The organism is Amycolatopsis stemonae, from assembly GCF_054781455.1.
This window is the reverse complement of sequence record NZ_BAAGUJ010000021.1, coordinates 52,220-64,212: the sequence shown is the minus strand read 5'-3', so window position 1 is coordinate 64,212 and position 11,993 is coordinate 52,220. Positions and strand designations below refer to the sequence as shown.

At 72.7% G+C, this 11,993-nt stretch carries 14 protein-coding genes; 10 read left to right on the top strand and 4 right to left on the bottom strand.

Going from position 1 to position 11,993, the window contains the following annotated elements:
* Window positions 1–11 precede the first annotated feature (11 nt).
* The gene (locus ACYVLJ_RS43310) at window positions 12–356 is read right to left on the bottom strand and encodes a hypothetical protein (RefSeq protein WP_451972249.1); all 345 of its coding nucleotides are present in this window, start codon (window positions 354–356) and stop codon (window positions 12–14) included.
* Between the two features lie 122 nt (window positions 357–478).
* Between ACYVLJ_RS43310 and ACYVLJ_RS43305 the strand changes: the two genes are divergently transcribed.
* From ACYVLJ_RS43305 to ACYVLJ_RS43260, 10 genes are all read left to right on the top strand, one after another.
* On the top strand, window positions 479–1,738 hold the full coding sequence (locus ACYVLJ_RS43305; protein WP_460443056.1) for a cation:proton antiporter: 1,260 nt from the start codon (window positions 479–481) through the stop codon (window positions 1,736–1,738).
* 39 nt (window positions 1,739–1,777) lie between these two features.
* Window positions 1,778–2,218: a hypothetical protein gene (locus tag ACYVLJ_RS43300; RefSeq protein WP_460443055.1), complete on the top strand. Its 441-nt coding sequence runs from the start codon at window positions 1,778–1,780 to the stop codon at window positions 2,216–2,218.
* Window positions 2,215–2,469 (top strand): hypothetical protein, encoded by a 255-nt coding sequence (locus ACYVLJ_RS43295; protein WP_451972243.1) that lies wholly within the window; start codon window positions 2,215–2,217, stop codon window positions 2,467–2,469. Before ACYVLJ_RS43300 ends, ACYVLJ_RS43295 begins: the two co-directional genes overlap by 4 nt.
* Window positions 2,466–2,759: a monovalent cation/H(+) antiporter subunit G gene (locus ACYVLJ_RS43290; protein ID WP_460443054.1), complete on the top strand. Its 294-nt coding sequence runs from the start codon at window positions 2,466–2,468 to the stop codon at window positions 2,757–2,759. The genes ACYVLJ_RS43295 and ACYVLJ_RS43290 overlap by 4 nt, the downstream gene beginning before the upstream one ends.
* On the top strand, window positions 2,756–2,992 hold the full coding sequence (locus ACYVLJ_RS43285; protein WP_451972239.1) for a Na(+)/H(+) antiporter subunit B: 237 nt from the start codon (window positions 2,756–2,758) through the stop codon (window positions 2,990–2,992). The genes ACYVLJ_RS43290 and ACYVLJ_RS43285 overlap by 4 nt, the downstream gene beginning before the upstream one ends.
* Window positions 2,989–3,723, top strand: coding sequence for an MnhB domain-containing protein (locus tag ACYVLJ_RS43280; protein ID WP_451972237.1), 735 nt, complete (start codon window positions 2,989–2,991; stop codon window positions 3,721–3,723). Before ACYVLJ_RS43285 ends, ACYVLJ_RS43280 begins: the two co-directional genes overlap by 4 nt.
* Complete coding sequence (locus ACYVLJ_RS43275; RefSeq protein WP_451973294.1) at window positions 3,723–4,067, top strand: cation:proton antiporter subunit C; 345 nt, start codon at window positions 3,723–3,725, stop codon at window positions 4,065–4,067. Before ACYVLJ_RS43280 ends, ACYVLJ_RS43275 begins: the two co-directional genes overlap by 1 nt.
* Window positions 4,060–5,871: a complex I subunit 5 family protein gene (locus ACYVLJ_RS43270; protein ID WP_460443053.1), complete on the top strand. Its 1,812-nt coding sequence runs from the start codon at window positions 4,060–4,062 to the stop codon at window positions 5,869–5,871. Before ACYVLJ_RS43275 ends, ACYVLJ_RS43270 begins: the two co-directional genes overlap by 8 nt.
* A gap of 35 nt (window positions 5,872–5,906) precedes the next feature.
* Window positions 5,907–6,089, top strand: coding sequence for a CsbD family protein (locus tag ACYVLJ_RS43265; protein ID WP_451972233.1), 183 nt, complete (start codon window positions 5,907–5,909; stop codon window positions 6,087–6,089).
* Between the two features lie 62 nt (window positions 6,090–6,151).
* Complete coding sequence (locus tag ACYVLJ_RS43260; protein WP_460443052.1) at window positions 6,152–7,036, top strand: alpha/beta fold hydrolase; 885 nt, start codon at window positions 6,152–6,154, stop codon at window positions 7,034–7,036.
* On the opposite strand, the gene nrfD is transcribed toward ACYVLJ_RS43260, so the two are convergent.
* From nrfD to fdh, 3 genes are read right to left on the bottom strand one after another with little or no spacing between them, the layout of a single operon-like run.
* Window positions 7,014–7,937, bottom strand: a complete 924-nt coding sequence (gene nrfD / locus ACYVLJ_RS43255; protein ID WP_451972229.1) for an NrfD/PsrC family molybdoenzyme membrane anchor subunit — start codon at window positions 7,935–7,937, stop codon at window positions 7,014–7,016. The genes ACYVLJ_RS43260 and nrfD overlap by 23 nt on opposite strands.
* Window positions 7,934–8,764 (bottom strand): 4Fe-4S dicluster domain-containing protein, encoded by an 831-nt coding sequence (locus tag ACYVLJ_RS43250; protein WP_451972227.1) that lies wholly within the window; start codon window positions 8,762–8,764, stop codon window positions 7,934–7,936. Before ACYVLJ_RS43250 ends, nrfD begins: the two co-directional genes overlap by 4 nt.
* Complete coding sequence (gene fdh, locus ACYVLJ_RS43245) at window positions 8,757–11,984, bottom strand: formate dehydrogenase (RefSeq protein WP_460443051.1); 3,228 nt, start codon at window positions 11,982–11,984, stop codon at window positions 8,757–8,759. Before fdh ends, ACYVLJ_RS43250 begins: the two co-directional genes overlap by 8 nt.
* Window positions 11,985–11,993: the final 9 nt, after the last annotated feature.

Here is an 11,993-nt window from a genome sequence, read left to right as displayed (position 1 = left end):
AGGCCTCTCGGTCAGTGGCGCAGCGCGACGTTGAGCACGTCCCCCGCGTGGTCCAGGCAGTCCGCGCAGATCACCGCGTCGCGCTGGGCGCAGCTCACGCGCAGCAGCGGACGGCGCAGGCCGAGGAACGTGCGCCGCTCTCGGCGGCCGCACGAGCCGCACACCGCGGCCAGCGGCGAGGTCACCGCCGCCAGCACGTCTCCGCTCACGGTCTCCCGGTCGACGCCGTCGCCGACCACCTTCAACCCGGTCCGGACGCAGTCCAGGCAGATCGGGCCGGCCTTGCCGGGCACCCGCGGGCCGCGCACCGTGCCGCAGAACCGGCAGGGCCGCCCGGCCCCGTTCGCCGCCGTCACGCCGCCTCCTCACGGTTTCGCCGTCCGCGCGGCGGGAACCCCGAGCGCGGTGCGACCTGCCGGCCACGCTACGCGCCTTCAGCCGGGCAAGCGCACTGGACGGCACGAGCGCGGGAGGAACCTTGTCGGCGTTGACGGTGCTGTTCGGCGTGGCCGGCCTGCTCGCCCTGGCCGCGGCCATCGTGCCGAAGCTCGTCGCCGACCGGCCGTTCTCGGTGCCGCTGGTGATGCTGGTCGCCGGGATCGTGCTCGGCCTGCTTCCACTGCCCGCGCCGTACGGCAACGGCTGGAGCGACCCGGCCGCCCACCTGCACGGCGTGGAGTCCTTCACCCAGCTCGGGATCCTCGTCGCGCTCGCCGGCGCGGGGCTGTCCGTCGACCGCCCGTTCGGCGTGCAGCGCTGGGGTTCGACGTGGCGGCTGCTCGCGCTGACCATGCCGCTGTCGATCCTCGCGATCGCCGCGCTCGGGGCCTGGTGGCTCGCCCTCGCGCCCGGTGTCGCGCTGCTGCTGGCCGCGGCGCTCTCGCCGACGGACCCGGTGCTGGCGGGCGACATCGGCGTCCCGCACCCCGACGTCGAGCCGGAACTGGCCCGGGACAACGAGATCCGCTTCACGCTGACCACCGAGGCCGGGCTCAACGACGGCCTCGCCATGCCGTTCGTCCTGCTCGGGCTGGCGATGGCGGGGCGCGAGCCGCACCTCGGCGTCTCCTGGGTGCTGGTGGACCTGCTGCTGCCGGTCGTCGTCGGCGTGGTCATCGGGCTGGTCGCCGGGCGCGGCCTCGGCTGGGCGATCTTCCACGTCTCGTCGGACCGGCTGCGGCTGGCCGAGTACGGCGACGGCCTGGTCCTGCTCGCCCTCGCCTTCCTGCCGTACGCGCTGGCGGAGCTGGCCCACGGCAACGGGTTCGCCGCCGTGTTCGTCGCGGCGGTCGTGGTGCGCAAGCAAGAGCGGGAGCACGACTACCACGGTGTCCTGCACGCCTTCGGCCACCAGCTCGAACGGCTTTTCGTGCCGCTGGCGCTGCTGGGCCTCGGGCTCGCCATCGGGGACGGGCTGCTGCGCGGCCTGCGTCCGCTCGAGGTGGTGATCGCCGTCGTCGCGGTGCTGGTGGTGCGTCCCCTGATCGGCTGGGTTTCGCTGCTCGGGTCGTCCGCCGGCCGGCCCGCGAAACTGGCGATCGCGTTCTTCGGCGTCCGCGGCATCGGCACGCTCTACTACCTCGCCTACGCGCTCGACCGGCTGCCGGTGGCGCAGCAGGACGTGCTCTGGCGCGTCGGCGCCCTCGCCGTCGCCGTGTCCGTGCTGGTCCACGGCGTGCTCGCGGAGCCGGCGATCCAGCGGATCGAACGGATGGGCGGCCACCTGCCCGACCACTGATCCCGGTTGGCGCACCCGGCCGCGGGGTACCCGGAACGCGTGTTCTCCGAAGTGCTGCCCTGGTGGCTCGGCCTGACCGCGCTGTGGGTCGTGACGCTGTCGACGCCGTCGCTGCCGGAGATCGTGGCCGCGGCCGTCGCCGCGGTGCCCTGCGCGTTCGCCGCCCGGGCCGCGCGCCGGGCCGTCGGTGGTGCGTGGCGGCCCCGGGTCCGGTGGCTGCGCTGGCAGCCGGCCGTGCCCGCGACCGCCGTCCGCGAGACCGCCCGGGCCCTGGTCAAGGTCCGTGCGGGCACCTTCGGCACCGTGAGCCTGCCGGACGAACCGGACGCCGTGCACGAAGCCCGGGCCGCCTGCGCGGCCGTGGTCGTCGGCAGCACGCCCGGGACGATGGTCGTCGCCACTCCCCCGGGCCGGCGCGAGCTCGTCGTCCACCGGCTGTTCGACGGCGGCTCGCGAACGCTGGACGAGGTCCGCCGGTGACCGGCTGGCTGCTCGCCGCGGTGCTGCTCATGGTGGGTGGCCTCGGGCCCGCGCTGTGGCTCGCCGCGCGCGGCGACGCGATCGGGCGCCTCGCCGGGCTGCAGCTGGCCGGCCCGGTCACCGTGCTCACGCTGCTGCTGCTCGGGCAGGCCTACGGCCCGTCGAGCGCGGTGATCCTGCCCTTGACGCTGACCGTGCTCGCCTTCGCCGGCACGCTCGTGTTCATCCGGTTGCTGGGGACGACCCGATGATCGCGCTGATCCTCGTGTTCGCCGGGGTGGCCGTGGTCGTGGTCTCGGCCGTGGCGATGCTGCGGGCGCGCACGCTGCTCACCCGGCTGCACCTGCTCGCGCCGGTGACGACGCTGGGCGCGCCGCTCGTCGGGGCCGGGCTGGCGCTGGCCAACGGCTGGAACCTCGGGTCGGCCGCCATCCTGCTCACCGTCGCGCTGCTCGCGGTGACCGGCCCGGTGCTGCAGTCCGCCGTGGGCCGCGTCGAAGCCGAGCGGCAGGGCGTGATCGACGAGGACCTGCCGTCGTGACGACGGTCGTGCTGCTCGTCGCCCTCGCGTTCGTCGCCGTCGCGGGGTTCGCGGTGGTGGCGACCCCGGACCCGCGTCGGCAGGCGATCACGCTGTCCCTGTTCAGCCTCTGCCTGGCCCTGTTGTTCGTCGCGCTCCAGGCCCCGGACGTCGCGCTGTCCGAACTGGCCGTCGGCTCGGCCGTCGTGCCGCTGCTCGTGCTGCTCACGATCCGGAAGGTGGGCGGCCGATGAGCCTGCGGACCCGGACGTGGCTGTGCGCGGCCGGCGCGCTCGGCGTCGCCGTGCTGCTCGTGACGGCGTTCCTGCGGATGCCGGAGTTCGGTGGGGCCCTGCACGGCTACCGCGACCTCGCGCTGCCCGCCGCGATCGCCCGCGCCACGCCGAACCTCGTGTCGTCGGTGAACTTCGACCTGCGCGCGCTCGACACCCTGGGCGAAGAGACCATCGTCGCGGCGGCCGTCGTGGGGGCGCTGTCGCTGCTGCAACCGTCCGAAGAGGAGCGACGGCGGATCGGCCCCTCGCGCGGGTACGTCATGCCGGTGGTCAAGGTCGCCGGGTACCTGATGCTGCCCGTGACCCTCCTGCTCGGCATCGACGTCGTGGTGCACGGCCACCTCACCCCGGGCGGCGGCTTCCAGGGCGGGGTCGTGCTGGCCACCGGCTGGCACCTGCTCTACATCTCCGGCAGCTACCCGGCGCTGAAGCGGCTGCGCCCGATCGACTGGTGCGAGTACGCGGAAGCGTCGGCGACCGGGCTGTACGTCGTCACCGGGCTCGTCGGCCTGCTCGCCGGGGGCACGTTCCTGGCCAACGTGCTGCCGAAGGGCGAGTTCGGCTCGCTGCTTTCGGCCGGGACCGTGCCGGTGCTGAGCGTGCTCGTCGGGATCGAGGTCGCCGCCGGGCTCGTCGTGCTGCTGGCGCAGTTCCTCGGCCAGGGCCTGATTTCCGAGGAGGCCGCGTGATGGTGGGGCTGGTCTGTTACTGCGTGGCGGCGTGGCTGCTGCTGGTCGGCGCGGCCGGCATCGTGCGCAGCCGCCACCTCGTGCACACCGTCGTCTCGCTCTCGGTCGCGCAGGCCGGGACGTACGTGCTGCTGCTCGGCATCGGCTACCAGGACCAGGCGGGCGCCCCGATCGTCGTGCCGGACCAGCGGCAGCCCGTGGTCGACCCGATGGTGCAGGCGATGACGCTGACCGACATCGTCGTCTCGGCGACGATCACGGCGGTGCTGCTGGGCCTGACCATCCAGATCTCGAAGCGGCACGGGACGGTCGACCCCGACGAGCTGCGCGCGTTGCGTGGCTGACGCGATGAACGCGCTCCCGTCCCTCGTCATCGCGGTGCCGTTGCTGGCCGCGTGCGTGCTGCTCGGTCTCGGCCCGAAGCTGCCGCGCGTGGCGGCCGACGTCGTCGCGACCACGGCCGCGCTGGCCGTCACCGTCCTGACGACGGTGCTGCTCGCGGCGGTCCAGCACGGCCGGGTGGTGAGCTGGCTGGGCGGGCACCGGCCCGACGGCGCGCGGTCGCTGGGCATCGTCCTGGCCGCCGACGGCCTCAACACGACGCTCGCGCTGCTGGCGTCGTTCCTGACGACGTGCGCGCTGCTCTACAGCTGGCGCTACTTCGAAGCGGTCGAAGCGCGCTACCACGCGATGATGCTGCTGTTCCTCACCGGCATGCTCGGCTTCCTGCTCACCGGGGACCTGTTCACCCTGTTCGTCTTCTTCGAGCTCATGAGCGGCGTCGCCTACGCGCTGACCGGGTACCGCGTCGAGGAGGCCGACTCCGTCCAGGGCGCGCTGAACTTCGGCGTCGTGAACTCCCTCGGCGCGTACTTCACGCTCATGGGCATCGGCCTGCTCTACGCGCGCGGCGGGCAGCTCGGCCTGGCGCAGCTCGGCGTCGTGCTCGACGGGAAGCCGGCCGACGCGCTGGTCCTGGCGGCGTTCGTGCTCGTCTGCACCGGCCTGCTGGTCAAGGCGGCGGCCGTGCCGTTCCACTTCTGGCTCGCCGACGCGCACGCGGTCGCGCCGACCCCGGTGTGCGTGCTCTTTTCCGGTGTCATGGTCGAACTCGGTGTCTACGGCGTGCTGCGGGTGCGGCGCACGGTCTTCGGCGGCGTGCTCGACGACGGCGTCTTCGCGCGCGTGCTGCTGGTGCTCGGGATCGCGAGCGCGCTGCTCGGCGCCGTCCTGTGCTTCACCCAGCGCCATCTGAAACGGCTGCTGGCCTACTCGACCATCGCGCACACCGGGCTGTTCCTGTGCGGCCTGGCCGCGGCGGACGGCGAGGCGAGCGCGGGGTTCGTGCTCGCGGTGGCCGGGCACGCCGGGGCCAAGGCGGCGCTGTTCCTGCTGACCGGCGTCCTGATGGACCGCTACGGCAGCGTCGACGAAGACGAGCTGTTCGGCCGGTGCGGGCATTCCCGGCTGGAAGGCGGGCTGTTCCTGCTGGCGGCGCTGGTCCTGGCCGGGTTGCCGCCTTTCGGCGTCGCGTTCGGCAAGGACGTCGTCGAGCACGCGCTCGGCCGGGCCGGTTACGGCTGGCTGGTGGCGGTGTTCGTCGTCGTCACGGCGGTGACCGCGGCCGCGGTGCTGCGCGCCGGGCTGGGTGTCTACTTCGGACTGGGCCGGCCGCCGCGCCGGGACGACGGCGAGCGGACGCCCGGGACGGACGAAGAACCCGAAACGGGACGGCGGCTCGAACGCACCCCGGCGACGATGCTCGCCGCGATCGTCGCGGTGCTGGCCGCCGCGCTCGCCGTGGGCACGGTGCCGTGGCTGCGCGACGCCGCCGTCACGGCCGGCCGGCAGGACAACGACCGCGGCGGCTACCTCCACGACGTCCTGCCGGCGATCCGGTCCACCGGGCTTGCCCACCCGGTGGCCGCGGAATGGACGTCGTCCGGCCTGGTATTCAGCGGGCTCACGGTGGCGCTGGCGCTCGGCATCGCGGCGGCCGCCCTCTGGCCGCACCGGCTGCCGTCGTGGCCGCGCCCGCTGCGCGCGGCGCTGGAAGTGGTGCACCGCGGGCATTCCGGGCACGTCGGGGACTACGTCGCGTGGCTTCTCGCCGGGGTGACCGTCCTCACGGTGGTCGTCTGGCTCTGAGGTGTAGCCGCGCGAAGAGCGGGTAACCACACCGTATGAGCGACAAATTCGAAAACAAGGGTGAAGAGCTCAAGGGCAAGGCGAAGGAAGCCGTCGGCGACGCGACCGGCAACGAGCAGTGGCAGGCCGAAGGCAAGGCAGACCAGGCCAAGGGCTCGCTCAAGCAGGCGGGCGAGAAGATCAAGGACGCCGTCAAGGGCGTCACCAACAAGGACTGACGCGTTCTGTCCGCAGCCGCACCCCGGTTCGCCGGGGTGCGGCTTTCGCCTGGGGGTGACCGGTGTTCGAAGGTTTCACGCTCGACCGCGTCGACGTCGGCGACGTGACCCTGCGGGTCCGCCACGGCGGCTCCGGCCCGCCGCTCCTGCTGGTGCACGGACATCCGCGCACGCACACGACCTGGCACCGGGTCGCGCCGCGGCTCGCCGAGCGGTTCACCGTCATCTGCCCGGACACCCGGGGCTACGGCGAATCCACCAAGCCGCCGACGGACGCCGGGCACACGCCCTACAGCAAGCGCGTCATGGCGGCCGACTGCGTCGCTCTCATGCGGCGGCTGGGGCACGACCGGTTCTTCCTCGCCGGGCACGACCGCGGCGCCCTGGTCGCCACCCGGCTGTGCCTCGATCACCCGGACGTGGTCCGCGGCGCGGCGATCCTCGACTCCATCCCGGTCGGCGAGCACCTCGCCCGCTGCCACGCCGGGTTCGCCCAGGCCTGGTACCACTGGTTCTTCTTCGCCCAGCCGGACAAGCCCGAACGGGCGATCACCGCGGACCCGGACGCCTGGTACAACGTCGGGACGAAGAACACTCCCGAGCGGCTGGGCGAAGAGAACTTCGCCGACTTCCACCGGGCGATCCACGACCCCGCGACGGTCAAGGCGATGCTCGAGGACTACCGGGCGGGCCTGGGCGTGGACCGGGCGCACGACGACGCCGACCGGGCCGCCGGGCGCCGGATCACCTGCCCGGTGCTGGTCCTGTGGTCGAGCCTGGACGACCTCGAGGAAATGCACGGCGACATCCCCGCCATCTGGCGTGACTGGACCACGGACCTCCGTGCCGCCCACGCCATCGAATCCGGCCACCACATGGCGGAGGACAACCCCGCCGCCCTCGCCGACGCGCTGGGCGGGTTCTTCAGCGGCCTTCCCGCCGGTTGATCCGCTCCCGCTGCGGTACCACGACGTACTTCGGGTCCTTTGTGGACTCCACGCCCGCCGCGTAGACGCCGAAGCGCGTGCACAGCCCCGAAGCGACGTAGGCCGCGCCCGCGAGCACCCCCGCGGCGCGGTTCCGCCGGGCCAGCAGGGAAAGCCCGGCCCCCGCCGCGGTGAGCGCCTTCGCGGCCTTCAGGAGCTTCCCCGCCCGGCCGGTCCGGTACGGCTCGGACACCAGGCCCAGCCCGGTTTCCAGGTGGTGTTCGGCGACCAGCTCGGCCGCCGCCCCGATCAGCCCGGCCCGCACGACCGGACCGGTTTCCCCGGCCGGGGCCGCCAGCAGGGCCACGCCCGCGCCGCTGGTCACCGCGCTGCCGGCGAACAGCACCGGAAGCGTCCCGTGGGCTTCGTGCCACGACGGCGTCGCGGTGTCCGCCAGCAGAACCGCCGTGTACGTGCACATCGCCGGGCCGAGCACGCCCGCGCCCGCCCCGGCGAGCCGGCCGATCCGCGGCAGCAGGCCCGTGACCTCGGACGCGGCGGAGATCGCGGCCAGGCCCGAGAACGGCGAAAGGATCCACGACCCCACCGAAAGCGGGGACGTCGGCTTGAACACCCGCAGCATGTGCAGGAACCGCAACGGTTTCCCCAGGTCGTGGATCAGCGCCACGACACTCGCGAGCGACCCGCCGGACGCGGCCAGCCGGCCTACGCGGGCCAGGCCGGGCCGCCCGGTGACGTCGGCGAGCGCGGCCATGGTCGCCGACGCACCCGCCGCGCCGCCGAGGAACAGGTAGAGCGGCACGTCCGGCTGCTTCCACGCCGGTTCCTTGAGGATCGGGCGGCCGTAGTACGACTTGAACTCGGCGGGCTCGACCATCGCGCGTTCGCGGCGGGGACTCACCGGCGCCGTCCCAGGAACGACGCGGCGAGGGCCGCGGCCACCCCGGCGGCCGTCACCGCGGCCCGCTTCCACATCGCGGGCAGGTCCCGCGTCGTGACGACCGGGTCCGGCGGCAGGCCGTAGACCTCGGGTTCGTCCAGGAGCAGGAAGAACGCGCCGTCGCCGCCCACGCCGTCGTCCGGGTCGCGGCCGTAGAGCCGGGCCTCGGGCACGCCCGAGCCGTGCAGCGTCTTGACGCGTTCGTCGGCGCGCAGGCGCAGCTCGTCCAGTTCGCCGAACTGGATGGAGTCGGTCGGGCACGCCTTGGCGCAGGCCGGTTCCATCCCCGCGCCGAGCCGGTCGTAGCAGAGGGTGCACTTGAACGCGCGGCCGTCGCTCTCGCGCTTTTCGATGACGCCGTAGGGGCACGCGGGCACGCAGTAGCCGCAGCCGTTGCAGATGTCCTGCTGCACCACGACGGTGTCGAACTCGGTGCGGAACAGCGCGCCGGTCGGGCAGACGTCCAGGCAGGCCGCGTGCGTGCAGTGCTTGCAGACGTCGCTCGACATCAGCCAGCGCACGCCGGGGTCCTCCTGCGCGGGCGCGCCGATGTCCGGCATGCCGAGCTCCACGGCGGGTTTCTTCGGCTGCTCGACGAACGCGACGTGCCGCCAGGTGTTCGAACCCAGGTCGCCGGTGTTGTCGTACGACATGCCCAGCAGGTCGAGCCCGCCCGCCTCGGGCACGCCGTTCCACTCCTTGCACGCCACTTCGCACGCTTTGCACCCGATGCACACCGACGTGTCGGTGAAGAACCCCATGCGGGGCTGGGCGCCGTACTCAGCCATCGGCTCGCCTCCGGTACTCGGCCGCGAACTCCGGCAGCGCGGCCCCGCGCGGCCGTCGTCCGGGCCGGATGTCACAGGTCGCCGCCTTCGACTCCTGGATGTGCACGTTCGGGTCCATCACGATGCCCAGCAGGTCGTTGGCCGCGTCGCCGCGGGAAAGCCCGTTGGGACCCCAGTGGTAGGGCAGGCCGACCTGGTGGATCGTCCGGCCGCGGACCTTCAGCGGCTTCACGCGGTCGGTCACCAGCACGCGGGCCTCGATCGCGGTGCGCGCCGAGACGATCGTCGCCCAGCCGCCGTTCTCGAGCCCGCGTTCGGCCGCGAGCGCCGGGGAAACCTCGCAGAAGAACTCGGGCTGCAGCTCCGACAGGTACGGCAGGGTCCGGCTCATCCCGCCCGCCGTGTGGTGCTCGGTGAGGCGGTAGGTGGTGAACACGTACGGGTAGACCGCGCTGCGTGCCGGGTTGTACGGGTTCGACGGGGCTTCCAGCGTCTGGCGCGTCGGCGATTCCTGCTGCCCGTACAGCGCGTTCTCCACCGGGCTCTCGAACGGCTCGTAGTGCGCGGGCAGCGGACCGTCGGCCAGCCCGGCCGGGACGTACAGCCACGCCTTGCCGTCGGTCTGCATGATGAACGGGTCCTGCCCGCCGAGCGCGTCCTGGGCCTTGGCGCCCTCGGGCGGCACGTAGTCCGGTGCCTTGGCGGGCTCGAAGTCCGGGACGTCCGGGCCGACCCACTTGCCTTGCTCGGCGTCCCAGCTGAGCAGCTTCTTCCGCTCGCTCCACGGCTTGCCGTCCGGGTCCGCCGAGGCGCGGTTGTAGAGGATCCGGCGGTTGGCCGGCCACGCCCAGGCCCAGCCCTTCGCGACCCAGTCCTGCTCGTGCCCCGGTTGCCGGTTGGCGGCCTGGTTCTTCCCGTCCGCGCGGACACCGCAGTAGATCCAGCAGCCGCACGCGGTCGAGCCGTCGTCCTTCAGCTGGGTGTACGCCGAAAGCGGACCTTCGGGGCCGTGCCCGTTGATCTCGGCGAGCACGGACTCCGCGCTCGGGTCGTCCGTCGGCCCTTCGACCGGGTAGCTCCAGGTCAGGTCGCGGATCGGCGCGTCGCGCGGGTCGTCCCCGGTCCGCTCCCGGATGATCCGGCCCAGGTGGTAGTAGAACCACAGGTCGCTGCGCGCGTCGCCCGGCGGCTCGACCGCCTTGTGGTGCCACTGCAGCAGCCGTTGCGTGTTGGTGAAGCTGCCGTCCTTCTCGGTGTGCGCGGCGGCGGGCAGGAAGAACACCTCGGTGCCGATCTCCTCCGGCGACAGCTCGCCGGTCTCGATCTCCGGCCCGTCCTTCCAGAACGTCGCGCTCTCGATCAGCTGCAGGTCCCGCACGACGAGCCAGTCGAGGTTGGCCAGGCCGAGCCGCTGGAACTTGCCGTTGGCCGAGCCGACCGCCGGGTTCTCCCCGACCAGGAAGTAGCCCTTGCACTCCCCCGCGATCTGCCTGCGCACGGTGTCGTACGTGCCGTGGTCGCCGGTCAGGCGCGGCAGGTAGTCGAAGCGGAAGTCGTTGTGCGGCTGGGCCGAATCGCCCCAGTAGGACTTCAGGAGGCTGACGGTGTAGGCGCGCATGTTGCCCCAGAAGCCGGTCGCGCCCGCGTCCGCCGCGACGAACTCGTCGAGGCTCTGGTGCTGGTGCGCGTGCGGCATCGGGATGTAGCCGGGCAGCAGGTTGAACAGCGTCGGGATGTCGGTCGAGCCCTGGATGCTGGCGTGGCCCCGCAGCGCGAGGATGCCGCCACCGGGACGGCCGATGTTGCCCAGCAGCGTCTGCAGGATCGACGCCGTCCGGATGTACTGCGCGCCCACGGTGTGGTGCGTCCAGCCGACCGAGTACACCCACGCCGTCGTCCGGTCGCGGCCGGAGTTCGCGGTGATCGCCTCGGCGATCTCTTCGAACTCGCGCACCGACAGACCGCAGACGTCGGCCACCATTTCGGGCGTGTACCGGGCGAAGTGGCGCTTGAGGACCTGGTAGACGCATCGCGGGTGCTGCAGGGTTTCGTCGGTCTCCGGCTTGCCGCCGATCGCCGCGCCGCCACTGCCGTAGGTGTCCGCGCGGGCGGTGCTCTGGTGGGCCTCGCCGCCGTGGTGCTGCTCCGAGCCGGGTTCGCCGGGCTGCTCCGGGTCGGCCGAGCCGGCCGCCGGCACCGTCGGCGCGCCTTCGTACGCCCACGTCGTCATGTCGTACTGACGGCGTTCCGGGTCGTAGCCGGAGAACAGCCCGTCCAGGTCTTCGGTGTCGGCGAAGTCCTCACGCAGGATCGCGGCCGCGTTGGTGTAGGCCAGCACGTACTCGCGGAAGTCCTTCCCCTCGCTCAGGACGTGGTTGATCAGGCCGCCGAGGAACGCGATGTCCGTCCCGGCCCGCAGCGCCGCGTGGACGTGCGAGACCGCGCTGGTGCGGGTGAACCGCGGGTCGACGTGGATGATCTTCGCGCCGCGGGCCTTCGCCTCCATCACCCACTGGAACCCGACCGGGTGGCACTCGGCCATGTTCGAGCCCTGGATGACGATGCAGTCGGCGTTGGCGAGGTCCTGCTGGAACGTCGTGGCGCCCCCACGACCGAAGGAGGTCCCCAGACCGGGAACCGTGGCGGAGTGTCAAATACGGGCCTGATTCTCGATCTGCAACGCGCCGAGCGCGGTGTACAGCTTCTTCATCAGGTAGTTCTCTTCGTTGTCCAGCGTCGCGCCGCCCAGGCTCGCGAAGCCGAGGGTCCGGTTGAGCGGGCGGCCCTGCTCGTCGGTGTCCTGCCACGTCTCGGCGCGGGTCTTGAGGACCCGGTCGGCGATCATGTCCATCGCCTCGTCGAGGGACAGGCGCTCCCAGTCGGTGCCGTACGGGCGGCGGTAGAGGACTTCGGTGACGCGGCTCGGGCTGGTCACGAGCTGCTTGCTGGCCGAGCCCTTCGGGCAGAGGCGGCCACGGGAGATCGGCGAATCGGGGTCACCCTCGATCTGGGTGACGCGCTCGTCCTTGACGTACACCTTCTGGCCGCAGCCGACCGCGCAATAAGGACAGACCGACCGGACGACCCGGTCGGCGTCTTCGGTCCGGGCGTGCCATTTCTCCGAACCGTCCGATTTGGCCGCCGCGGCGCGCCCGAGCCGGTCGGGCCCGGTCAGCTGCCGGTACACCGGCCAGCCTTCGATCCACCGCCGCACACCCATACCTGGCAC

What these genes read in the sequence shown, in the direction of transcription:
- ACYVLJ_RS43290 (WP_460443054.1), top strand. Translation starts at nt 2,466, where the DNA reads ATGATCGCGCTGATCCTCGTGTTCGCCGGGGTGGCCGTGGTCGTGGTC.
- ACYVLJ_RS43280 (WP_451972237.1), top strand. Translation starts at nt 2,989, where the DNA reads ATGAGCCTGCGGACCCGGACGTGGCTGTGCGCGGCCGGCGCGCTCGGC.
- ACYVLJ_RS43275 (WP_451973294.1), top strand. Translation starts at nt 3,723, where the DNA reads ATGGTGGGGCTGGTCTGTTACTGCGTGGCGGCGTGGCTGCTGCTGGTC.
- ACYVLJ_RS43265 (WP_451972233.1), top strand. Translation starts at nt 5,907, where the DNA reads ATGAGCGACAAATTCGAAAACAAGGGTGAAGAGCTCAAGGGCAAGGCG.
- ACYVLJ_RS43250 (WP_451972227.1), bottom strand. Translation starts at nt 8,764, where the DNA reads ATGGCTGAGTACGGCGCCCAGCCCCGCATGGGGTTCTTCACCGACACG.